Origin of the sequence: Psychroserpens sp. NJDZ02, assembly GCF_004843725.1 — a bacterium.
Classification (GTDB): Bacteria; Bacteroidota; Bacteroidia; order Flavobacteriales; family Flavobacteriaceae; genus Olleya.
This window is the reverse complement of record NZ_CP039451.1, coordinates 1,217,513-1,242,206: the sequence shown is the minus strand read 5'-3', so window position 1 is coordinate 1,242,206 and position 24,694 is coordinate 1,217,513. Positions and strand designations below refer to the sequence as shown.

The 24,694-nt window shown below is 33.5% G+C and carries 18 protein-coding genes; 4 read left to right on the top strand and 14 right to left on the bottom strand.

Annotation, left to right across the window (positions count from 1 at the left end; translation table 11 throughout):
* The first annotated feature begins 44 nt into the window (after window positions 1-44).
* Window positions 45-632: a gliding motility lipoprotein GldD gene (gene gldD, locus E9099_RS05545; protein WP_136582703.1), complete on the top strand. Its 588-nt coding sequence runs from the start codon at window positions 45-47 to the stop codon at window positions 630-632.
* Window positions 633-1,394: 762 nt separating this feature from the next.
* On the opposite strand, the gene E9099_RS19610 is transcribed toward gldD, so the two are convergent.
* Both E9099_RS19610 and E9099_RS05540 read right to left on the bottom strand, forming a co-directional pair.
* Complete coding sequence (locus tag E9099_RS19610) at window positions 1,395-1,526, bottom strand: hypothetical protein (RefSeq protein ID WP_262710423.1); 132 nt, start codon at window positions 1,524-1,526, stop codon at window positions 1,395-1,397.
* 100 nt (window positions 1,527-1,626) lie between these two features.
* Window positions 1,627-3,135: a right-handed parallel beta-helix repeat-containing protein gene (locus E9099_RS05540; RefSeq protein ID WP_136582702.1), complete on the bottom strand. Its 1,509-nt coding sequence runs from the start codon at window positions 3,133-3,135 to the stop codon at window positions 1,627-1,629.
* Window positions 3,136-3,618: 483 nt separating this feature from the next.
* On the opposite strand from E9099_RS05540, the gene E9099_RS05535 reads away from it, so the two are divergent.
* Window positions 3,619-6,846, top strand: a complete 3,228-nt coding sequence (locus E9099_RS05535) for a two-component regulator propeller domain-containing protein (RefSeq protein ID WP_136582701.1) — start codon at window positions 3,619-3,621, stop codon at window positions 6,844-6,846.
* A 783-nt stretch (window positions 6,847-7,629) separates the two neighbouring features.
* Here E9099_RS05535 and E9099_RS05530 read toward each other — a convergent pair.
* The 5 genes from E9099_RS05530 to E9099_RS05510 form a co-directional block, all read right to left on the bottom strand.
* Window positions 7,630-8,730, bottom strand: coding sequence for a PIN domain-containing protein (locus tag E9099_RS05530; RefSeq protein ID WP_136582700.1), 1,101 nt, complete (start codon window positions 8,728-8,730; stop codon window positions 7,630-7,632).
* A 758-nt stretch (window positions 8,731-9,488) separates the two neighbouring features.
* A complete protein-coding gene (locus E9099_RS05525; RefSeq protein WP_136582699.1) occupies window positions 9,489-9,920 on the bottom strand; it encodes a hypothetical protein in 432 nt (143 codons plus the stop codon).
* 757 nt (window positions 9,921-10,677) lie between these two features.
* Complete coding sequence (locus E9099_RS05520) at window positions 10,678-11,388, bottom strand: WG repeat-containing protein (RefSeq protein WP_136582698.1); 711 nt, start codon at window positions 11,386-11,388, stop codon at window positions 10,678-10,680.
* A 747-nt stretch (window positions 11,389-12,135) separates the two neighbouring features.
* Window positions 12,136-12,543: a hypothetical protein gene (locus E9099_RS05515; protein ID WP_136582697.1), complete on the bottom strand. Its 408-nt coding sequence runs from the start codon at window positions 12,541-12,543 to the stop codon at window positions 12,136-12,138.
* Window positions 12,543-13,406 carry a hypothetical protein gene (locus tag E9099_RS05510; RefSeq protein ID WP_136582696.1) on the bottom strand — a complete coding sequence of 288 codons (864 nt, stop codon included), beginning with the start codon at window positions 13,404-13,406 and terminating at the stop codon, window positions 12,543-12,545. Before E9099_RS05510 ends, E9099_RS05515 begins: the two co-directional genes overlap by 1 nt.
* Before the next feature lie 209 nt (window positions 13,407-13,615).
* Here E9099_RS05510 and E9099_RS05505 point away from each other — a divergent pair, with 209 nt between their 5' ends.
* Window positions 13,616-15,175: an IS1182 family transposase gene (locus E9099_RS05505; RefSeq protein WP_136581875.1), complete on the top strand. Its 1,560-nt coding sequence runs from the start codon at window positions 13,616-13,618 to the stop codon at window positions 15,173-15,175.
* Window positions 15,176-15,283: 108 nt separating this feature from the next.
* Here E9099_RS05505 and E9099_RS05500 read toward each other — a convergent pair whose 3' ends face one another.
* Window positions 15,284-16,015: a DUF6794 domain-containing protein gene (locus E9099_RS05500; protein WP_168800719.1), complete on the bottom strand. Its 732-nt coding sequence runs from the start codon at window positions 16,013-16,015 to the stop codon at window positions 15,284-15,286.
* A gap of 221 nt (window positions 16,016-16,236) precedes the next feature.
* Complete coding sequence (locus tag E9099_RS05495) at window positions 16,237-17,235, bottom strand: DUF2806 domain-containing protein (protein WP_136582694.1); 999 nt, start codon at window positions 17,233-17,235, stop codon at window positions 16,237-16,239.
* 638 nt (window positions 17,236-17,873) lie between these two features.
* On the opposite strand from E9099_RS05495, the gene ltrA reads away from it, so the two are divergent.
* Complete coding sequence (ltrA, locus tag E9099_RS05490) at window positions 17,874-19,154, top strand: group II intron reverse transcriptase/maturase (RefSeq protein WP_136582693.1); 1,281 nt, start codon at window positions 17,874-17,876, stop codon at window positions 19,152-19,154.
* Window positions 19,155-19,245: 91 nt separating this feature from the next.
* Here the strand turns inward: ltrA and E9099_RS05485 are convergent, their stop codons facing one another.
* The 5 genes from E9099_RS05485 to E9099_RS05465 all read right to left on the bottom strand — a co-directional run bounded on the left by E9099_RS05485 (window position 19,246) and on the right by E9099_RS05465 (window position 24,546).
* Window positions 19,246-20,241 (bottom strand): hypothetical protein, encoded by a 996-nt coding sequence (locus E9099_RS05485; RefSeq protein ID WP_136582692.1) that lies wholly within the window; start codon window positions 20,239-20,241, stop codon window positions 19,246-19,248.
* Between the two features lie 198 nt (window positions 20,242-20,439).
* Complete coding sequence (locus E9099_RS05480) at window positions 20,440-21,843, bottom strand: DNA cytosine methyltransferase (RefSeq protein ID WP_136582691.1); 1,404 nt, start codon at window positions 21,841-21,843, stop codon at window positions 20,440-20,442.
* Window positions 21,840-22,868 (bottom strand): restriction endonuclease, encoded by a 1,029-nt coding sequence (locus E9099_RS05475; protein WP_136582690.1) that lies wholly within the window; start codon window positions 22,866-22,868, stop codon window positions 21,840-21,842. Before E9099_RS05475 ends, E9099_RS05480 begins: the two co-directional genes overlap by 4 nt.
* Window positions 22,855-23,157: a helix-turn-helix domain-containing protein gene (locus tag E9099_RS05470; protein ID WP_136582689.1), complete on the bottom strand. Its 303-nt coding sequence runs from the start codon at window positions 23,155-23,157 to the stop codon at window positions 22,855-22,857. Before E9099_RS05470 ends, E9099_RS05475 begins: the two co-directional genes overlap by 14 nt.
* Before the next feature lie 207 nt (window positions 23,158-23,364).
* The gene (locus E9099_RS05465) at window positions 23,365-24,546 is read right to left on the bottom strand and encodes a tyrosine-type recombinase/integrase (RefSeq protein WP_136582688.1); all 1,182 of its coding nucleotides are present in this window, start codon (window positions 24,544-24,546) and stop codon (window positions 23,365-23,367) included.
* Between the last annotated feature and the right edge of the window lie 148 nt (window positions 24,547-24,694).

The following is a 24,694-nucleotide window of genomic DNA, read 5'->3' as shown; positions in this document are numbered from 1 at the left end:
CTAAAACTAAATAGGCGCAATAAGTGCGTCTAAGTGTCTTTTTTATGAAAAATATAATAGTACTGCTTATAACTTTTATTACGCTAACCAGTTGCGGTAACGATCCTGTGCCAAAACCAAATGCCTATTTGCGATTAGAATATCCAAAAGCACAATATAAAGCGTACAATCAAAACTTACCTTTTACTTTTGATAGAAATTTACAAAGCGACACCATACGCTTTAAGCCGTTAAAAGATGATGTGGAAAGTTTTGGATTAAATATAGAATACAAAAAACTGAAAGGAACAATCTACTTAACTTATAAGGCTATTGATGGCGAAGCGCGTTTAACTCAATACCTTAAAAATGCACAAAATTTTACGCAAGAACACACTAAAAAAGCAGATGCCATTACCGAAGATATTTGGGAGAATCCAGAAAATAATGTTTACGGAATGTTTTATGAGGTAGGAGGTAATGCCGCATCACAATCTCAATTTTACATTACGGATAGCATTAATCACTTTTTAACGGGGTCTTTGTATTTTTATGCAAAACCTAATTATGATTCTATTTTACCGGCAGCAAACTACTTGCAAAAAGATATTAAACGTATTATGGAAAGTGTCCAGTGGCAACAGAGAAAGTAAATGCAAAAATCTGTTTGTTTAGTTATCTACAAAGATTTATAGATCATGCCATTTAAAATTATAATATTAAGTAAGGGCATGCTTTTGTGTCGCACGTATTTATGGTGATAAGCTTTTAATATACTGTTTGATTTTGAGATTAATTTATTAATACATCGTATTATAGTCTTCTTCTTCTTCTTCTTCTTCTTCTTCTTCTTCTTCTTTTTAAAAAGGAGGTTTGTACTTTGAAGGTGTTAGATTCATTAGAGATTGCTATTTATAGTTTTATGAAGGTTATAGGTGTAGAAAAGATATAATCGACTTTTACGGTGTATTACTTACACAAAATTAACGCCTATAATCTTGATTTTTGTACGTTAAAAGAGATGTCATTCCACTTTAATGTTGTGTTGTAATCAATACTTTTGTCTTCAGTAAAGTATAGATGATCTATCATCCATGTATTAAATTGGGCATTAATTGTTAATATCTCAATTTCTACAGAATAATATATCCGTGCATTATATGCTGATAACGCTTTAAATTGATCTTGTTTTTAAAAAAAAAATCTTTAGCTTTAACTATTGGCAGGATATTGATTTTTTCTAAAATATTACAGTCATTTTTTTTCCAAGTTTCGATAGTAGAAGAGTTTCCATTTTCTGTATAGGAAACAAGTAGTAAAGAGTTGTCAATTTGAGTTGAGAGAAACAACGTCGCTTTATAAAATGGATGTTTGCATGAAATGACAAGCTTTTCATTAGTATTTAAAGCTATTTTTCAATTAATAGATTCTCCAGTATGAGATAAATTATCTAATTCTTCAAGCGAAATCCCTTCCGTAGTATTGTCAAAAAGAGTTATTGGAGCAATAGCAATAAAGTCTAATAGTGTGTTTTGTCCATGAGACATTATAATTTATTAACGGCACTATGATAAAAACGGAATTTTTAACATTCTATCTCTGTGTAATATGACAATTTAATCCTGATTATTCTAGTCGTTTAGGATGTTATTTTTTTACCACTTTAGTTGTCAACGTTCTTCCTTTTGATAATATTTTTAATAGATAAGTGCCTGGTGATAATTCTGATAAATCAATCGTTGATTCTGGTGTTATTGTTTTTATATAACGTCCTGTTATATCATATACGGTGATGCGATCTAAATTTTTAATATCAGTATGTAATATGCCATTAGTTGGATTAGGGTAAACGAGAATAGCTTCAGCTAGGAGTGCATCGTTGTTGATAGAAAGTGTTGTGCCCAATTCAAAAGCGCCTATATCATAACCTACTCCCATTGGTCTTGAAGCGCCATTAATATCATCCGTAACGATTGTGCTTACTAGGTTGGTGCCCGCATCAATCGCTTGAGAGTCTGCTAGTAGATTAAAATTATTTGATGATGGGTTAACAAATATTGAGTTTATGGGATCGGCCAATAGTGAGTTGGTGTCAAGACCTAGTGCTTGCCATGCGGCTAGGCTAATTGCAGATCCATCCCCATTATCACTCATTTTATCATTAAGGATATTGTTGTCGCTAGTAAACATGGCAGTATCATTTAGAGCAATACAGCCTCTCCAGGCATGTTGATTAATGATAATGTTATTATAAATTTCGGTATTGATGTTTGCGCCATTTTGCACAAGTATTCCCCATCGTCCATCAGAAGGAACGATAATTGTATTATTATAAATTTTAGCACCGTTGGTCGCAATCGCGCCATCTTGTTGAAAAAGTGCAATACCTTGCGCTGAGTGGTTATTGTAAATAAGGTTGTTATAGATTGTTGGGTTTTGTAATCCATCCATGTTTATTCCAGCAGACCTATTGTTATCATGGATAAGGTTACCATAGATTAAAGCATCACTAATTATACCGTCGCCTCCAGCTGAAGCGTCTCCATTTAAATGGATTCCAGTGTTATTATTACCATAACATTCGTTAAACCTAATTATGGGTCTGTCAGAGCTATTGGATACATAAATTCCGTGCTCATCGATTGAGTTGGTACAAACATTATATTCAATTAAAATATCGTCGGTAAATCCAGTAAATATACCTCGTTCAGCATTATTATCACAAGCACAATTTCTAACAGTACAATTATTAGAAACCACCACTCGTATACCGTTACCATTTCCAGGCATATCATTTACAATAAAGTTATCAATTATAACGTAGTCAGCGTTTTCGATGTTAATCCCATCATTTCTGATTGGGCCACTTTGGTTTATTAAGACATTGTCTCCTAATCCTATAAAAATAATAGGACTTGCTGCTGTACCATTTACGTTTCTTAAATCAAAACCAACATAAGTACCGTCTTCTACAAATACAGTGTCTCCTGCGATTACAAGGTCTGCAGCATGTTGAAGTGTTAAAAACGCATTACCCAAACTTAAGCCTGTATCTGAATCAGCGCCAGAATTTGAAACATAATAGTTGGTGGCGTTTAAACCAAAACTTGATAGTACAATTAAAAGAAAGGATAAATAGCATTTAGATATGTTCATTTTGTTTTGTTTTTTAGGATTTGAAAAGAAATACAGGTACAGATTAAAATTTAGTTTTTACTTATAATTTATAACCTTTATTTTGTTTATTATGGCCTAAATATAAATGTAATATCATTCGGTTGTATGAGATAGTGTGTTTTTTTTCTGTATTTGTTGTTATGGTTGATGCCCCATTCTGCATAAAGACTGTGTGATTTTAAACATAATGGACAAACAGAATCTTCCCTACTGACCAAGCCTATACTAATCAGGCCCTCAAAACAAGTTGTAAAAAGAACCTGTAATCCTTAGGGAGGTAAAAGGTTGCGTTTGTGTTTTTATCATAAAACACTAAATCGGAACTATAAGTAAACAGGCTAAATAAAATGTAGCAGCAGTCCTATTTCAGGACACAGCAATTACGATACAGTTCTTAAAATAATTTTTACTGTTTATTTTGTTAATATTTCACTACTTTGGTAAAGTAAAAACAATTGATAAATGCAGCATCCCTTAGCTAGACTTTTTTTTTTCTCAATATTCTATTTATTTATAATACCAAACCTTTATCCTCAGTCAAATGCTCGGTATTTAGAAAAAATAGGGACCGACAATGGTCTATCTTCTAATTACCCCAATATTGTTATTCAGGATTCAAAAGGGTTTATTTGGATAGGTACTAACAATGGATTGAATCGATATGATGGGTATCAATCTAAAGTGTTCAAATATGATGCTAATAATAGCAATACAATTTCAGATAATTTAATCACTAGTCTATTAGAGGACTCTCATGGAAATATTTGGATTGGAACAAGCGGTGGTGGATTAAACCTTTACAACACAACTACAGGTGTTATAACTCGGTTTAAACATAAAAAAAAAGATTTAACTTCAATCAGTAATGATGTAATACTCCAGATTTACGAAGATAGTCAGTCAAGGTTTTGGGTGGGCACAAAAAACGGTTTGAATTTACTGGATCGCTCTACAATGACTTTTAAAAGTTGGTTGCAACCTAATAAATGTCAAACCTGTAAATACTCCATAAAAAGTATCGTGGAGGACAATAAAGGAAACCTTTGGATCGGAGATGAGTTTTATGGTCTTTATTACTTTACTCCTGCAAGTGCTAAATTTACCAAACCACATTTAAAATACTCAGGTGAGCATCGATTACCCTCTAATTTTATACATGATCTAGTTTTTTATAAAGGAATACTATGGGTTGGTACAGACAATGGCGTAATTCTATTAAATACATTGACAGAAGCTTATGAAAAAATAGCATTAGACAACAACAACGATAGACGTTTTATAGAGGATGTTTACATATGGAATCTTTACAAGGATAATCAGGGAGGTATCTGGTTATGCACAAACGGTAATGGCTTAATACATTATAGATTAGACACAAAAAAGATATCTGTTTATAAGTCTGATGAGAATTCCGATTATAAAATCGGTAATAATTTAGTACAAGATGTACTTGTTGATAAGTCAAAAAACATTTGGATAGCGACTAGAGGAGATGGGATGAACAAGTTTAATTTAAAAAATCTGGTCTTTAAACATTGGGAAAATGACGAAAAAAACACCAACTCGTTAGTCAATAACGACGTAAGAGCAATGCTACAAGATGCAGACGGTACCATATGGATAGGAACCAGTAATGGCCTGAGTCGATTTAACCCTACTTCCAATTTATATAAAAATTACATAAAAGACTTTAATTACAAAGCAGATGCTAAAAAGCCTAAAATCAGGGCAATTTACCGTTCCAAAAATAATGATTTATGGGTAGGTACTCAGGGTGGCGCACTTTATCGTTATAATCAAAAACAAGATCGCTTTATGCTAGCAAAGGATTTTTTAAATAATCCTTTAGCCAATAAAATAAGACATATTGAGATTATTTACGAACCCGAAGTTGGTACTTTATGGTTAGGCACCATAGGGACAGGCATCCTATCATACAATACCGTTACAACCAAATTTAAAACCGTATATCCAAAAAACGATAAAAACAAAACCTTACTTAATTTATACGTAAACTGTGTATTAAGAGAGTCAGAATCAGAAGTATGGATTGGTAGTAATAGAGGGTTGATTCTTCTTAATACGGATACGTTTAAATTTAAATTATGGGAGTATAAAGAAGGTTGTGGTAATTGTATTATTGGTAATAAAATCCGTTCTCTGTTCCGTGATAGTGATAATAAAATATGGATTGGTACCAGAAGTGGCTTAGCGATATTTGATCCCAAATCTGAAAAATTTGAAAAATATGGAATAAATGATGGCCCTCCTAGTGATATTATATATGGCATCCTATCGGGCAGTGACGGTAATATTTGGCTAACAACTCCTAATGGGCTGTCCCGAATTAATCCACTTAGTATGCAATTCAAAAATATTGCAATACCCGGAAATAATATTCTAGATATGGGAGGTCATTCTCAAGGAATAAATGGGGCTTTATTAGTCGGCGGGACCACTGGATTCACGATGTTTAATCCAAATGATATGAAAACTAATACATATCCTCCTGAAGTTGTATTTACTGATATAAAGATAAACAATCAATCGACTTCATTTGATCAAAATATTTCAGAATTAAACGAGATAGATTTAGAGTACAATCAAAACAATTTAACCTTTGAATTTTCAGCATTAGAATTTACTAATTCTAAAATGAATAAATACCAATACAATTTAGAAGGATTTAATGACGAATGGATTCAGCATGGTAGTAAACATGATCTAACGTTTACAAATCTAGACCCAAAAACATACGTTTTAAAAATAAAAGGCTCCAATGATGAGGGTGTTTGGAATGAAAAAGAAACAGCATTAACGATTAACATAAAACCGCCTTGGTGGAAAACACTATGGTTTAGAATACTTAGCATTTTAATAGTAATTGGGTCTATTTTTAGCATCTATTCTTTACGGGTAAAAGGATTGAAAATCAGAGAGGCAAAACTACAAAAAGAAGTCTCCAAACAAACAAAAGAATTAGTAGAGAATAACAATGAATTGGAAGAATTGCATAGAGAAAAAGACGGAATCCTAGGTATTATTGCTCATGACCTTCGTGGCCCTCTCAATAACATTTATGGTCTTAGTCAATTATTAGAAGATAATGAAAATTTAGATGAAGAACAAAAAACATATATTGAGTATATTAATGAATCTGTCAAAACCGGTAATAGCTTAATTACGGATTTACTTTTTATGAGTGATGTAAATCATCCAGAAAAAAGAATTGAATCTGAAGATTTCAATCTTTCTGAATTTATAGAAGAATGGGAGAAAGGTTACATCTTTAGGTTAAAAGAAAAAGAGCAAACCCTTAGAAAACACATTAGTAAAGAATCATTAATAATTCATACGGACAAAAAATTGATAGCTCGTATTTTTGATAACTTAATGACCAACGCTATTAAGTTTTCAAACAAAGGAAGTGCAATTGATTTATCCGTAAACTCTAGCAATGGTCTAATAGCCATATCTTTCAAAGACTCTGGACCAGGGATATCTGAAGCTGATCAAAAATTAGTATTTAAAATGTTTCAAAAACTCTCTGCACGACCAACTGATGGGGAAAGCTCCCACGGATTAGGCTTAGCAATAGTTAAAACACTAATTGGAAAGCTAGGAGGGTCAATTGAAATTGAAAGTGAATTGGGACAGGGAACCGAGTTTATTATTTATTTACCTGAATAAAAAACCATTAATGCCAACGTGATTGTAAAAGATTAGTTGCGTTATTTAAGTACTAAAGTTAGCAAATAAATCACAGATAGAAAGTCTGTAAGGACTTTTGTAAGTAAGCTAAAACCAGCCATTAATTATACACGGTGTGTGTGCCCAGCATGGGCATCTTTTAATTTACCTAAAGGTAAATAATTAATCTAGAGGGTGCAAGTCCCTTATGCGCAGGAGTAATCCTTCGGCTACGCTCAGGACAGGCTTATTGAACCATTAGTAAGTCGCAAGGGAGGTAATCGCGAGGTTACATCTGAAGGCTATTTGTGATTGATTAATGAGCAAATACCACTACAGAAGGCGGTACTGACCCTTCGTCTACGCTCAGCATAAACTAAACAGAAATCGTATACAGAGGCATAGTTATTCGGGTAAGCAAGCACACCTTTGTAACGCCCAAACAGTAACAAAAGGGTAACTATGTAGATACGGCAGTGATTGAGTGAAAGAGGATGCCATTACCTGGGGAGGTCTCCAAAGTTACGAGTTGACTATATGGAGAAGTCAGCAGAAGTCATAGTACTTACAGGAAACGAGTTGAGGCAATACCTCCGACGGTCTCACAAGTAAGGAAGGACTGAACGTAATTCTCTTCAAAATTCGCATAGGAGCACTAGTGGTAGCCTATGCCTAAATTAGAAGATAGTGCCAAGGGTGAAAAGAGCTTTGGCGTGATGATTTACGAACCGCCGTATACGAGACCCGTATGTACGGTGGTGTGAGAGGCGCACTCCGGCTATTTTAGTCGGAGCCGTCTACTCGATTGTGTGCTGCCTTCATTCTTCTGAAATTAGCATCTTCAGGGAAAAAATCATAAAATTCAGTCTTTTCTATTTTTTGTTCCGTTTCATTAAATTCTAATCCAAAATGAAAAAGTATCCAATCGTCAAAAATTGGGCGACCATCTTTGTCAAATGAATTTGGATAAAAATCTTTCTTATTATCCACGTTATTTAGATACTCACTTAATTTCTCTAAATCTTTCTCTGGTTCAAACACCATCTTTACTTTGACGTTTACGTGAACAATTACTTTTATTATGCCTGTTTTAGTTTCCTTATGAGCGTAATATTCTTCAATTTCCAATTGCTGTATCTCAAATTCTTCCAATTTGAAATTTTTTCGAGAATGATAATAATATTTGCTTATGTGGCTCGGAATCGAGTTTTTGTCTTTTTTTAATTCCTTTTTAATTGTTGAAATTGGAATTGATTTTGTTATTAATTCTTTATTTAGATTTTCCGATTTGAAGCCATAAATACTTAAAAAACTAGCAATTGAATCGAAAATTTTTAAATTTTCAATTTTTCTTTTTACTCTTATTTTTTCAAAAAACTTATTTTCTTTAAAGATTTTATCGTTCGAAATTAGCGCTACCTGTTCGTCAGAGTATTTTTCTCCAATCTCCATTGTATTCGACCAAATAATAAAATCTCTAGTATTGTCTTTTTTAATCTCTTGTTTGTTTTCTATTAAAAATTCCAACAATTCATTTTCAGATAGAAATGGATTTAAAAATGGGCGTAATCTATTTTCGGTTAATTTGTTTTCAATAAACTCTAATTGTTCTTTGGCATAATTATTCAAGTTTGGTTTTAAGGCTTTACCGAACTTTTCTAATTTGAATAATTTTGAATAAGATTGCTCAATTTCATTGAGATTTTTTTGAATAATTTCTCTTTTGTAATAGTCTAAATATTCAAGTAAGACTGCATTAGGAATTATTATTTCGGATGCTGAAGAGTAGCAATATTCTTGCAAACTGATATAATCAATTTTATCAAAAAAATTTGGTCCTAATCCGCGAAGGATATTTGTATCTAAAACTATTACGTTTATCATTTTTCAGGTTGCACACAACGTTTATGTATAAGAATAGTTGCGGGTTTGTATGCGAGGATTTTCCGAAGGAAAATCAGACGTTACAAACACGCAACGACCTTTGGTTAAGCACTAAACCGCAATTATTTTTATACGATGTGTGTGCCCAGCATGGGCATCTTTTATTTACCTAAAGGTAGATAATTAATCTAGAGGGTGCAAGTCCCTTATGCGCAGGAGTAACGTCTTGAAGCATTAGTAAGTCGCAAGGGTGAAAACCGTGAGGTTTTATCTGAAGGAAGCGAGACTACAAAACTCGGTACTGACGAACAGAAATCGTATACAGAGGCATAGTTATTCGGGTAAGCAAGCACATCATTGTAACGCCCAAACAGTAACAAAAGGGTAATTATGTAGATACGGCAGTGATTGAGTGAAAGAGGATGCCATTACCTGGGGAGGTCTCCAAAGTTACGAGTTGACTATATGGAGAAGTCAGCAGAAGTCATAGTACTTACAGGAAACGAGTTGAGGCAATACCTCAGAAGGTCTCACAAGTAAGGAAGGACTGAACGCAATTCTCTTCAAAATTCGCATAGGAGCACTAGTGGTAGCCTATGCCTAAATTAGAAGATAGTGTCAAGGGTGAAAAGAGCTTTGGCGTGATGATTTACGAACCGCCGTATATGTTCCTGAGTGCTATTGCTGGTAGCAATAGAGACGAAAGGACCAACGCAGTTACTTATGTACTGTGGTGTGAGAGGCGCACTCCGGCTATTTTAGTCGGAGCCGTCTACTCGATTAGCAAATGGCGTTTTATCAGATGGTAAATTCAGTTTTCCTAAAATACTATTCAATTCAATAAGCGAGTTCTCGTCAATCAATTCCGTATTGATTTTTAATTCCTTCGTTTCTGTTTTCAAAGTATAATCTCCAGCAAACTTTTTAATCCAATTAATTTCGTTCAGGTTTATTTTTTTTCCGAAACCATAAAGTCCGTTTTTCCGAATAGTTCCGTTTTCAACTGTCAGGTATTGATTTGTCAAATCGTATAAATAATGTCCGACATATAAAATTCCTATAACCAAATATCCATAATCAGACCAACGCAAATTGTCATCTTCCAGAACATTAAAAGTTCCGAGTCCAATCCAAACTATTCCGAGTATTAGATTCGCAATTAATCTTTTTTTCTTAAATTTTATTTTCATAAAGATTGGTTTTTCGCTTTTTGCTAACGGCTTCGTGTATGGTTAGTTGCGTTGGCTAGCAACTAAATTAGTAAAAGAAAACGAACCAGAGGAAAATCCGTAGGATTTTCCGAGTACACACAGAACCAGCAATTAAATATACACGTTGTGTGTGCCCAGCATGGGCATCTTTTATTTACCTAAAGGTAGATAATTAATCTAGAGGGTGCAAGTCCCTTATGCGCAGGAGTAACGTCTTGAAGCATTAGTAAGTCTCAAGGGTGAAAACCGTGAGGTTTTATCTGAAGGAAGCGAGACTACAAAACTCGGTACTGACGAACAGAAATCGTATACAGAGGCATAGTTATTCGGGTAAGCAAGCACATCATTGTAACGCCCAAACAGTAACAAAAGGGTAATTATGTAGATACGGCAGTGATTGAGTGAAAGAGGATGCCATTACCTGGGGAGGTCTCCAAAGTTACGAGTTGACTATATGGAGAAGTCAGCAGAAGTCATAGTACTTACAGGAAACGAGTTGAGGCAATACCTCAGAAGGTCTCACAAGTAAGGAAGGACTGAACGTAATTCTCTTCAAAATTCGCATAGGAGCACTAGTGGTAGCCTATGCCTAAATTAGAAGATAGTGTCAAGGGTGAAAAGAGCTTTGGCGTGATGATTTACGAACCGCCGTATACGAGACCCGTATGTACGGTGGTGTGAGAGGCGCACTCCGGCTATTTTAGTCGGAGCCGTCTACTCGATTACCTCACGTTTTTTATTCCGTTGGGTTAATTTTCTTTCCGTTTTTATTCAGATAATATACTCCACCCATAAAGTGTGGTCCACCATAGAATTCAATTAAATCTCCTTGAAAACCCATATAACTATGCATTTCGATTTCGATTAAAATTTTTCCGTTTTCGTCAATGAGCGCATCAAAGAAATAATCATTTGCAAATTCAAATTCAAATTCCACTTTGTTTATTCTTACAGCGCAAACTCCGTTTTGAAATTTATCTATCTTATAAAATTTAGGTTCAATTATTACTTTGTTTTGTTCGTCTTTAAAACCTAATAGTTGATTTTTTTGGAAAGGAAAGAACTTATCAGATTTGAATTCTGTCATACCTTTTGTTTTCGAACTACTATATTTAAGCGAGTTGAAAGTTTTTTTTGTTCTTGAATCTTTAATTTTTCCTAATGTGTCAATAACAATCCACTTATAACTTCCTTCAATGATTTCTTTTGAAACTTTACAAATACCTCCATCGAAGTCATTTACAAATATGTATTCTGGCTTTATTTTAATATTTCCATTTTTGTCCATAAAACCATACTTGTTGTTTTCGGATTGAAATTTATAAAGACCGTTTCCTTGTGCGTAGATAAGACCCGAAATTAAAATTAGCAATATTGTTATTGTTGTTCTCAATATTTTTTCAAATGTGTGGTAACGTTGTTGTATATGGTTTGTTGCGTGTTTCAAGCAACTAATTTAGTAAATAATTACCAACCAAGAAAGTCCGCGAGGACTTTCGTAAGTAGGCGAGAAGCCAGCAATAAATTATATACGGTGTGTGTGCCCAGCATGGGCATCTTTTATTTACCTAAAGGTAGATAATTAATCTAGAGGGTGCAAGTCCCTTATGCGCAGGAGTAACGTCTTGAAGCATTAGTAAGTCGCAAGGGTGAAAACCGTGAGGTTTTATCTGAAGGAAGCGAGACTACAAAACTCGGTACTGACGAACAGAAATCGTATACAGAGGCATAGTTATTCGGGTAAGCAAGCACATCATTGTAACGCCCAAACAGTAACAAAAGGGTAATTATGTAGATACGGCAGTGATTGAGTGAAAGAGGATGCCATTACCTGGGGAGGTCTCCAAAGTTACGAGTTGACTATATGGAGAAGTCAGCAGAAGTCATAGTACTTACAGGAAACGAGTTGAGGCAATACCTCAGAAGGTCTCACAAGTAAGGAAGGACTGAACGTAATTCTCTTCAAAATTCGCATAGGAGCACTAGTGGTAGCCTATGCCTAAATTAGAAGATAGTGTCAAGGGTGAAAAGAGCTTTGGCGTGATGATTTACGAACCGCCGTATATGTTCCTGAGTGCTATTGCTGGTAGCAATAGAGACGAAAGGACCAACGCAGTTACTTATGTACGGTGGTGTGAGAGGCGCACTCCGGCTATTTTAGTCGGAGCCGTCTACTCGATTGTGCATAGTGTTTTTATTCGTCTAACATTTTTTGTCCAATAGAACCAACTATAAAAAAGACAAAACAGCTTATTAAAAATATAATAAATTGAGCAATGTACATTCCAAAATGTATTTCGGTATTAATTAAGTTTAAAATCAATATTATTACAGAAGGTACCAAACCAAAGATAATTATTAATGAAATAATTAAAGCAACAAATTGCCACCTTACTTGTTCATTTGTATTAGAAATACCTGATGAAAATTTCACAACGGATTGTCCAAATAATATTATTGCTATTACTGACCATTCTGTATTATAAAAAATTGATTGAAAGTCATTTTGAAATAGTCGAACCATCACTAAAATAACAATGGGTAACAATGTAAATAGAAATTCAGATGATAGAATATATGTTATAGTTTTGTCTACTTTCATTAATTGTTATGAATTACGTCTAATACTTTAATGATTTCTAACTTATCTGATATCAAATAACCATTTGTATTATATTTCGAGGTTTGTTTAACTTTTACTTTTAATGAATCTCCAGGAACTACTATTATTTTTCCTGAATGAAATTTTTCTAACCATTCTAAATGAGAAATTTTTATAGAAGCTGATTTATTTCCGTGTTTGAAAGACCAAGCAGAATCTCCTAAGAAGTCTGGTTTTTTTATTAAATATATCATTTCTGTTTCATTCACTATTTCATTTTCAGTTAGTGCGTTTTCAACAGCATCAATATCAATTTTTTCTGTTCCGGATTTAATATTCTTTATTTCTCTATTTTCAGATTTCAATTCAAAAGACTCTTTTTCGTTAAGCTCTTCTGTAGATTCATTAATTTTATTTATAGTTTTTGCTAATTTTAGAATATCGTGTTCCGCATAATTAAAAGAATCTGCTAATGATTTTTCTTCAGCAATTTTTTTTAAGTTATTAGCTAATTCTTTAAGGTCTTCAACAGATGATTTTTTCTCTGAAATGAACTTTAAAGTTTCAGCGCGAGATTCCTCAATGTATTCTTCAATTTCTTCATTCTCTGGTGAGTTATCAATTTTACTATCTTCATTAATTGTCAAAGCACTCCAAAATCTACCAATTATTGAACCTTTTTCAATATCATCTAAAACTATTTTAGATTTTACAGAACTATTAACCGTTTCCGCTATCAAATGGTCTAAATTATTTACACCATCAATCATTTCAGTAAAAGCTCTAAAAAGTCTACTTGGATTTTCAGTTTCTCTTTTAAAATCTAACCTAATTTCGTATTTATTATTTAATTCTTTTTTCATTTAGGTTTTTTGGTCTGAGTGAGACATTATGCACAACGTGTTTGTGTATGATTTCGTTGCGTGTTTCAGCAACTAAATTAGTAAACTAAAACGAACCAGAGGAAATTCCGAAGGAATTTCCAAGTAGGCTAGAACTAGCAATGAATTATACACGGTGTGCCTGTTGCACAACGTGTTGTTAAAGATATAGAAATTTCGTATATTTAGTTATGCAAGGCACAAAAATATATCAGGAGAAATTATTCAACAATTTCCAGTTGAGTCGTCGGGTTCCCCAAGACAATTTTTATAGACGATTATCAGAAATTTTAGACTTAGAATTTCTACGGAATCAAACAAAAATCTATTACGGAAACTGTGGACAAAAAAGTTTAGATCCCGTGGTGTTTTTCAAATTCTGTTTAGTGGGGTATTTAGAGAATATCACTAGCGACAGAAAACTGGTATTACATTGTAGTCTTCGACTGGATATTCTTTATTTTCTTGGCTATGATATCGATGAAGAATTACCATGGCATTCTACGTTAAGTAGAACACATCAACTGTATCCAGAGTCAGTTTTTGAAAGTCTATTTACTCATGTTTTCAAAATGTGCGTAGACATGCAAATGGTAAGTGGCCACACCCAAGTTATAGACGCCGCACCTGTAAAAGCAAATGCTTCGATGGATAGCTTAGAACTTAAAGTGCCAGAAGAAGATCTAGAAGCTCATTTACACGCCGTACGACATATAAGCAATAGAGATAAAGCAGTGCCACTTCGATCAGCCAAAGTTAATAAAGCCCCAAAATCGCAACAAGAATTATCAGCAAGCCGTCAGGAATTACAAGCGATAAAAAGCCGAAACAAAAAATGGTCAAAAGATCAAAACCATCGTCCTGGAGCAGGAAATAAAGGCTCGCGTTATACTAGTAATAAAACGCATTACAGTCCAACCGATCCCGATGCTCGTATAAGTGTAAAACCAGGAAAAGCAAGAAAACTAAACTATTCAAGTCAGCTCACGGTAGATGCCGCACATCATGTAATAAGTGACATCAAGGCCTATCATGCCGATGGCAAAGACAGTCAGCATTTACCAGATATTGTATTGCGAGTAAAAAGACGCTTATGGCAATCTGGTCTTACCATAGACAACTGTCTCGCGGATACCGGTTACAGTAGTGGCGAGAATTATGCTTTTTTAGAAAAGCAGGATATTACCAGTTACATTCCGCCACACGGCACCTTTAAAGGAGGACCAGATGAATTTATTTATAATGAAAAAGAAGATCACTACACCTGCCCTCAAGGTAAGATTATCCCCTTTAAAAAGGTGTTTTACGAAAAGAAGAGCAACACCAAAAAGAAGGCCTATAGAGGTTCAAAAAAACTTTGTATAGATTGCCCAATACGAAGCGCTTGCTTAAGCAAAACGGCACAAGAAAAGTCATTTTCCGTAACGTATTACCGCGCAGAATACATGCGGAATATAGTACGAGTTGATAGTAAAAAAGGAAGCTATATGAAAGGAAAACGACAAAGCACGGTAGAGCCTGTTTTTGGTACACTAACTCAGTTTTTAGGCATGGGAAAAGTAAATACCCTTGGGATTAAACAAGCTAATAAGTGTATGCATCTATCCGCAACAGCCTATAATCTTAAAAAGTATTTAAAATATATGAAAAACCTGCCAGAAAGTATAGCGGGACTACTTGCTTTTATTAAAAGCATCAAAAACCACCTAATAAGCCTTCGAATGCAATGTTTTAAGCCACTTGCATTTTAGAGAAAATACGGAGAGTCAAAATTAAAAACAGCTTAAAATCAAAGATTTTAAGCTGTTTTTATGTTTTTTAAGGGGTTGTGCAACGGTTACCGGTGTTGGCAGTAGTTTTTATTCTATTTTCCAAGCCGTTGATAATCCGACTTTAAATTTATCTCCAACATTAACTTCTTCCATCATAATTCTTGTGTCCAAGTGATTTTTACTTAATATTTTAAACGTAAAAAATACATTAGTTTCGCTGTTAATGAAATATTTATCGGTTATTATTCCTGTAATAGAAAGGTCAATTAATTCATCGAATTCCCATTCTAAATTTCCATTTGAACAAGGGTAGTCTATAACACTATTATTCTCATTAACTGGCATTTTGATACTTAAAGTGTCTCCAACTTTGTATTTACGATAAAGTTCGACTGCTTTTAATTTCTGATTCTTGTTACACTCACTTATTGGCTTCCAATATTCCACTTTTTTGTCTACTTGTACTTGTAATTCTATATCTTGTTTATTCAGATATCTGTGGTACGAAGTCAAAATTATAGAAGACATATCGTCATAATGATGAATTTCTATAGAATGAAAGAAATTTGTTAAATTTTCGGACTGTTCGTGATGTCTCAATAAATTATTTCTTAAGTATCTTCCTATTCCGTGATGGTAATTCCTTGGCGTTGTAGAATCGATTTCCGTAATGTTTTTAAAAATTTCTATTTCTTTAGAATCCCAATTTTCATCAAGATATTCAAATGAGAATTTCAGTTCTTTCGGAATATCTTCTTGTCCATTGCAAAAGTGTGATGAAAATGACAGAATTATGATTAATAAAAATCTTATGTTCATATGGCTTTGCGTTTTTCTCAAATTACTGCCAACGTCTCGGCTATGGTTAGTTCGGGAATTAAAAGCAGTTAACTTTCGGACTTGCACTTAGCCAAATTTTTAATTTTATCTTTATTTCAATAGTCACGCAAAATTGAAAATTTTGCGGACTTAATTCAAGGCACTTCACTTTGGGTTAAGCACCAAAATCCGAATTAATTATAGCCATTGTTGGCGTGTCGTTATTCTTCTTTTTTATATTTCACCCAAGGTTCTGTATGTTGAATTTGTCCATTGTTTTTTGACAAAATAAACGCATATTCTGTATCTATTTTCACGGTTTCTAATGATAAACAAAATTCTTTCAAATAATCATCATTCACAGTGGGAGTTATTAATTTCAACAATTCAACACCAATTTTTGAAAACCTCAATATAGAAATTCGGTGCTCAGGTGTATTTGCTTTTTTCGATGTCTTGATAATTTTATTTCCAGATTCAAAATAAAGAATAGAGTCATTGTCTTGTTTGCTTAATCGTCTAGAAATATTTGTTTCAGCTTGTATAATTCCTATTTCAGTAAGTAATAATTGGTCTTCAAATGAAAATCCATAATTAGCTAAAGAATCTTCATTTTTTCCTTTGAATAAAAATGGACTATTCCAAGAGCTAATTACAAAATTAGCTGCTTTTGTAAATACTTGGGCTTCTATTTTTGTTAGATTCCTGATTAACTCCAACGTTCTTAAAGAGAATGAGTTGGGCTGCTTAATTTCTCCTGCTAAAATTCGTCCCCATAAATCTTGCATTTCATCATTTGAAACATCTTCAGCATAGTTGAAAAACCTTGTTGTCCAATCTTCATCAACTGGTTCTTCCGAAACATTTGTTTCTGCTTCTAAATTTTTAACTGCATTTTGTGTGATGTTTTCAATGTTCTTTTGTCTTTTCTGTTCCTTATATTCAATTCTATTTTTAGTGCGTTCTTCAATTGCTAATTCATTCTTAATAGACTCAGAATCAAGTGACATTAAGCTTAGTTTTTCTTCTGAATATCCAATTTCTTTGAGGTTTCCGTGATTATCCTTGATGGCATCAGAAATAGCTTTTATTTCATATGCTTTTGCATCAGCTGTTTTTCTAATTAGATAAGGCTTTGATAATGCTCCTAATCCTTGAGAAACTACTTCGATTAGTTTTTTGAGAGGTTCACTAAGTCCTGCTAAATCTTTTATTTCCATATTTTTTTTTTAATGCACGCCAACGTTGTTGTATATGGTTTGTTGCGTGTTTTAAGCAACTAATTTAGTAAATAATTACCGACCAAGAAAGTCCGCGAGGACTTTCGTAAGTAGGCGAGAAGCTAGCTATAAATTATATACTGTGTGTGTGCCCAGCATGGGCATCTTTTAATTTACCTAAAGGTAAATAATTAATCTAGAGGGTGCAAGTCCCTTATGCGCAGGAGTAACGTCTTGAAGCATTAGTAAGTCGCAAGGGTGGTAACCGCGAGGTTACATCTGAAGGAAGCGGAACTACAAAACTCGGTACTGACGAACAGAAATCGTATACAGAGGCATAGTTATTCGGGTAAGCAAGCACATCATTGTAACGCCCAAACAGTACCAAAAGGGTAATTATGTAGATACGGCAGTGATTGAGTGAAAGAAGATGCCATTACCTGGGGAGGTCTCCAAAGTTACGAGTTGACTATTTGGAGAAGTCAGCAGAAGTCATAGTACTTACAGGACACGAGTTGGGAAACCCCCATAGGTCTCACAAGTAAGGAAGGACTGAACATTAAATTACGTTGTCATTCGATTAGGATGCTTAGCTAGCCTAGTTTTAGAGCAACAGGAGTACACGTATTATTAACCCTATGATTGAAAATGTATTATCAGCACCAAACCTTTATAAAGCAACACGACAAGTGGAGCGCAATAAAGGTGCGAGCGGTGTAGATGGTATGAAAACAACGAAGCTTTCTAAATATATATTAGAAAACCGTTCAATACTACTATCCACTATTCGAGAAAACCGCTATACTCCAAAACCAATATTAGGGGTAAGCATTCCAAAAGGACAAGGTAAAACTAGACTTTTAGGAATACCCACGGTAGTAGATAGATGGCTACAACAGGCGGTAAGTCAGCAATTAATGGTTCATTTTGAGTATGATTTTGAACCTGTTAGTTACGGCTTCCGCCCACAAAAGAACATCCAAAAAGCAGTACTGCAGGCTCAAACGTATATCAATTCAGGTTACCAAGATATTGTAGATATTGATTTAAAAGGATTCTTTGATCAAGTAGACCACTGTATTTTACTACAACTTATTTACCACAAGGTAAAATGTCCAACCACCTTACGGTTAATCCGAAAATGGCTAAGAGTTCCCATTTTAATAAATGGAAGACTCAAAAAGCGCAGAAAAGGAATCCCGCAAGGCAGTCCAATAAGTCCCTTATTATCTAATATTATGTTAGATGTATTGGACAAAGAAATGAAAAGTATGGGCTTGCGTTATGTGCGATATGCTGATGATTTTAGTGTTTACGCTAAAAGTAAAAGCGAGGCGAAACAAATAGGAAACAAACTGTTTGTCTTTTTAAGAGACAGACTTAAATTACCTATAAATAAAGCCAAAAGTGGCCTGCGTAGACCTGTAAATTTTGAGTTACTCGGACATGGTTTTGTGCCCATTTATAAAAAGGGAGTGAAAGGACAATATGCATTAGTGGTAGCTAAGAACAGTTGGGCAAAGTTTAAACGTAATCTAAAAAGTATCACCAAGAAAACCAAACCGATGTCGTTGTTAGAACGTCTTGAACGGCTTAACCAAGTCTGCCGAGGCTGGATGACTAATTATCGCTTAACAAACATCTATGCAAAAAGTAAAAAGCTAGATGAATGGTTAAGAAATCGATTACGCTATTGTATTTGGCACGATTGGAAGAAACTAGAACGTAAGCGTAAAAACTTGATTCAATTAGGTATAGAGGCAGGGCAAGCTTATGCTTGGAGTAGAACAAGAATGGGAGGTTGGGCAGTAGCTCAAAGTCCTATTTTAAAGACTACTATCACAACTTCTAGGCTTAAACGAAAAGGGTATAAACCTTTGTTAGATTATATTAATAATACGCAAACTTCAATTTGGTGAACCGCCGTATACGAGACCCGTACGTGCGGTGGTGTGAGAGGCGCACTCCGGCTATTTTAGTCGGAGCCGTCTACTCGATTAGCTGTAGTTTTTATTCCACTTTGTAACGAACAATGACTTCATTATCCAAAACGACATTAGTAGACCAAATAAATTCAGCACCTTTTCCACTAAATTTTTCTATGAAGTTCATATATGCTTTTTTATTATTTACTCCTATTTCATCTTCAGTATATGTGGTCGCATTTGGCCATTGGCTGTCATTGAAAGTAACGTCAAAACTATTTTCTGGAATTTTCCAATGAATACCGTAAAATGCTGTTCCATTATCAACTCCATCTGTACTGCAATTTGAAGAGATTCTTTTTTCTCCAATTTCACTTAAACAACTTAAATCACTAATAGGTGCAGTATAAAAAGTTTGTGCTTTCCATTTGCTATTTGTAATAGTCCCATCACTAAAGCTGGCTATAAAACCTCCATCTCCAGGATGAAAATCTTTTCCTCTATTATTTTCTGAACCTAAACCTAAATGTTCTTCCCAATCTATTAGTTTTACTGCAATTGTATAAGGTTTTTTTACTTTGAATTTTACAATGTTTGAATTAAATGGTGTAAAAGGTACTGGGTCAACTGCTATTAATTTTCCGTTAATGTAAAGTTCAAAATAATTATCCGCAAAAAGATAGCCTGTAATGATTTCTCCGTCCGAATCTATCTCAAAGACAGGAACGGAATTCATATCTATTTCTGAAAGATTATTTGGTGTTATAGAGTTACATTCATTATATAAATCAGAAGCTTTGGTCGATTCGTTGAAATGATTAATTCCGGGAACTGTCCAACTATTTCCTAAATCATCTTTTATTTCTCCAACTCCTGAAATTCTGCTACCTCCTCGATTACAAGAAATAAGACTTTTAATTTGTGTTTCCGCTAATCCTTGGGTTACGTTTCCTGTTCCATTGTAAATTTTTTCGTTAGTTGTTTCTTTAGGAATTGATTCATTAGTTGATGATTTTGCGTTTTTTTCCTTACAACTGATTATCGTAATTAATAGAAATAGAAATAAAATGTTATTTTTCATTATATGAGTTTTTTTAAATTACAGCTAACGTTTAGTATAAAACACGTAGGGCAGAGGATAAGCACTGACTTTCGGTTTTAACACTTAGCAAAATATAAATATTTTGCTTTATTTTTCGTTTAAATGCCAAATTTTATATTTAGCGGACTTTGTAAATAAGCACAGGACTTTGGATTTAACACAAAAGCCCTATGTTTTTTATACATTGTTAGGTGCTGGCTTTTTTTTCTCCATAAACTTGCTAGCGTTGGCAAAGGCATACTCTTTTGCAATTTTGGTTTGTGTGGTGGCTTCAGCGAATTGTAAAAGTGTATGGCTTTTAGCGTTGGCTTTTCTTTCTAATATTCCTTTATTATTCTCTAACAAATCATTTGTCAAAGCTTCAATTACTGGAACACTAACTGCATTTCCCATTTGTTTGTATACAGCATTGTCATTTTCTAAAAGCTTATAAGATTCAGGAAAACCTTGAAGTCTTGCACATTCTCTTGTAGTTAATCTTCTAGCCTTTCCATTTTGAACTATTCCTAAACGATTAGTATCTGAAGCCGTTAGAGTTATGGAAATACTATTTGGGTCAAGGAATTTAAAAACTTCAAATGACATATTTCCACAAACAGGATTATATTTATTGTCATAATTACTTAAGTAGCCTTTATCAAGTAATAATTCTGTTACTTCTTTGAAATTATCTTTTTTATAAAAGGTTTTAATTTGTTCTTGTGTTAACGCTTTACCATCTTGATGAGTTCCAAATATTTTTTTTCTTCTATTCGCAATAAGAAGGTTCATAAAATTTATTTCGTCTTTATTACATTTTCCTTTTATTCCAAGTTCCCAAGAATGTAATGAATTTCCATTTCTTGTATCTATTAGTCTGTATCCATTTAATTTAGACAAATCTTTACCAATAACAGATTTTAATTGTTTAGTAAATTCTTTCGAACAATAATATTTTTTATGTGGATTTGGTTCTAATAAATCTGAAATAACTTTGTTACTCACAATAGTTTCAAATAGGCTTTGCTGACCATTTCTAGCTTTGAAATTATGAGAATCAACAGCACCTGTGTCTGAATTAAGTTTTATTTGAAAAGGTTGTTCTAAAACTCCAACAATATATATTCTTACTCTGTTTTGAGGTACGTTAAAATTACTAGTATTCATTAATCGATACTCAACGTTATAACCAATAGCTTCTAAAGAATTGATTATAGTTTTAAAAGTTCTTCCTTTATCGTGCGTTGTAAGTCCTCTAACATTTTCAAGTATGAAACCTTTGGGCTTATACTTTTTTAAAAGTCTTTCAACGTCAAAGAATAGAGTTCCTCTTGTGTCTCCAAATCCTCTTTGTTTTCCTGCATAAGAAAATGATTGACAAGGAAAACCAGCAAGCATAAAATCAAAATTAGGTAGAGTTTCTACTTTTGTTATATCAGAATATGGATTGTGTCCAAAATTCAACTCGTAAGATTTACAAGCGTTTTTGTCTATTTCAGACGAATAAACGCATTCTGTTTCAATTTCGTGTTTTTTACAAGCTTGTTCAAAACCAAGTCTAATTCCTCCAGTTCCTGCGAATAAATCTATAAATTTTATCATTTTAGTTCTTTTTTAATCCAATTTGATAAAACTTTAAACTCTACTTGAGTATATGCAACAGTACAATCGCTATGAGTACAAATAGTAGATAAGGCAGAAGAACGTTGGAAGTTTCCTGCTCCGTCTAAAACATATCCGATTTTATATCCATCGTTATGCATTAAGTTAAAGCGGTCTGCTGCTTGACCTGCTTTCCTTTCAATTGTGCTATTAGTTGTTACTTGAAAACTAACTTCAATTCCAACTAGCTTTTTTCTTTTTGATACGACAATGTCAAATGGCATTCCTCCTTTTTTATCATATCCAGAAAGGTGAATTGTTCCATTACTTGTAATTTCATAACCTTTTCCTAAATCGTTATTTAGGAAATCAACAATTTCGGATTGTGCAAGTTGACCTAGACTGTTTGCTGTCGCTCCACCTGTTATTCTACTTACAAGAATATATCTTTGTTTTACGAAGTTTTTTAATTCGACTTCATTACCAAGCAACGTTCCAATTTCACAACTGTCAAGACCACCTTGTTCTGCAAGATCAGAGGTTGAAGCAAAAAGAAGTATTGCGATTAAATCTTTGGTCATTGAGTCTAGTTCTCTTTCTGTAGAAAGCGAATCTCCATCAATTCCGAATTTTTTGTTACTCAGACCTTTAATAGGGAAAGTTTCAAATATGTATTTGTATTTCTTTGCTTTCCAAACAAAATCAAAGAAGTAGTTCTCTTCTTTATCCTTTGGGAAAATATCAGTAAAAGACCTACCTAACCTTTGGATTGGTTCTCCACCATAATCAGATAATACTACCAGATGTTTTAAAAATAAGTTACCTGGAAATTTAGCAACTTTGATAAGTTCAAATACCTGAAGAGGCTCCTTTTTGCTTAAGCTAATAATATTAAGGAAATCGTCTTGTGTTTCTAACAATAATGGTAGAACATTTGCCAAAGCATTTTTTTCTTTCAATTTTTCTGGCCACCATAAGGCTGCTTGTTTTTCAAGCTCTTCAATTGTTCTATTATATTTTGGCATATGTCTTATTATAATTTATTTGTTCTTCTGCAACACGTAAAGCTTCTAGTCCTGTTTCTTCATATTTAACAATGTCATAGATTTTTGTTGCAATCCAAAGTGCTTCAAGTTCTCTTAAAGGATATTTAAAAATACTACTCAATGTCTTTAAATGTTCTCTTTTAATAATTTTCTGGTCACGTTCAATTTTACTCAAATATCCATCTCCAACTTCAAGTTTCGAAGCTAATTCTCTTTGAAGCATTTGATTGCGTTCCCTTAATTCTTTAATTTTTTGTCCTAATGTCATTGTATCAATTATTGACTTGACTTAATTTGGTCAAATGTAATGTTATTTTTCAGAAATCTATAATTTAAGCGTTGGGAAATTTTAGCTCTTTTGTTTTTTAAAGCGAAGGAAATATGTGTTGGCAAAAAACGAAAGTGCTAAAATATGCGGTGGTTTTTTCAGCTTGCACCTAACTAGTTATATGGTGACTAAAGTACTAAATATCCCCTAATTATTACGGGATATGTGGAACTTTTGTTCCTGATTTTGGTTTTTCCTTAATAATTCTACAGCATTATCTAACGGGCTTTTTATATCTAATAAATCTTTTCTGGCTACATGAGTGTAGATCATGGTAGTTTCGGGTCTGCTATGTCCTAATAATTCTTGTATATGGCGTAAACCTACACCTTGCTCTAGTAAGTGTGTGGCATAGCTGTGTCTTAATGTGTGAGGTGTTACAATGTAGTTGATTTTGGCAAGTTTGCTTGATTTGTGTAAAAATTTACGAACACTGCTAGCTGTGTATTTTCCTCTTTTTGGACCTTCTATTAAATAGAGTTTTGGTTTATAGGTCACCAAGTAGTTTTCTAATAACGGGAGTATGCTTTTTGCTATACTCACAAATCGATCCTTGCGTCCTTTGGCGTCTTTGATTAATATTTGATGTCTTTGGATGTGTAAGTGTTCTATTTTTAAATTTATTAGTTCGCTTATCCTCAATCCTCCCGAATATAAAATGGCTAGGATTATACGGTGTTTTATGTTTTTTGTGTTTTGTAATAATAGTATCATTTCTTGATAGGATAATATTACAGGCAATTTTTTAGATTTTTTTGGTCTTGCTAATGTTATCTCGTTAATTTGTATTCTAGGATAAAATACAATAAACAGTTTTAGGGCGCTTATAAATTGACGTTGTGTGCTGATGCTATAATTCCTTTTTATGTAAATGGTTTCGATAAATAGCTCTACATCCCGATTGGTTAGTGCCTCAGTATCTTTCTCGTTATGATATTCTATAAAATCGGCTATTAATTGTGTGTAGGTGTTAATTGTGCTTACACTGTATCTTTTTCCTTTTAAGTATTTATAAAAATTATTTAAGATCAGCCTATTGTCTTTGCTTATCTTTCTAATTCTTTTATCAGGATATTGATGTAGTGGCATACTAGTGTCAAATACATCTTTAGCATTTATTGCGGTTAAATCTTCAAATTCTGAAAACAATAATTTTAAGTTTTCTGGATTATTTTTAATGTACCAGCTGTTTAATGTTTGACTCCAGTAGGCTTTGGGTATAGCGTTTAAAATAGTTTTTAATTGATCGTTGTATTTAAAACTTATTTTTATTTGATGCGTTTTTTTGAAGTAGATACGCGATAGTGTTATCTCTGGAAGCTTGGACATGTTGTTTGATTTATTTTACTAAAAATAATAAAATAAATTGGCACAAAAAAAAGCATCGACTATGCGATGCTTTTTAATTAGTTGTTTTTTGTGTTTATAAATGTTAGCATTGGGTCTGTACAACCTGTTTTACTACAATTTACTTGAT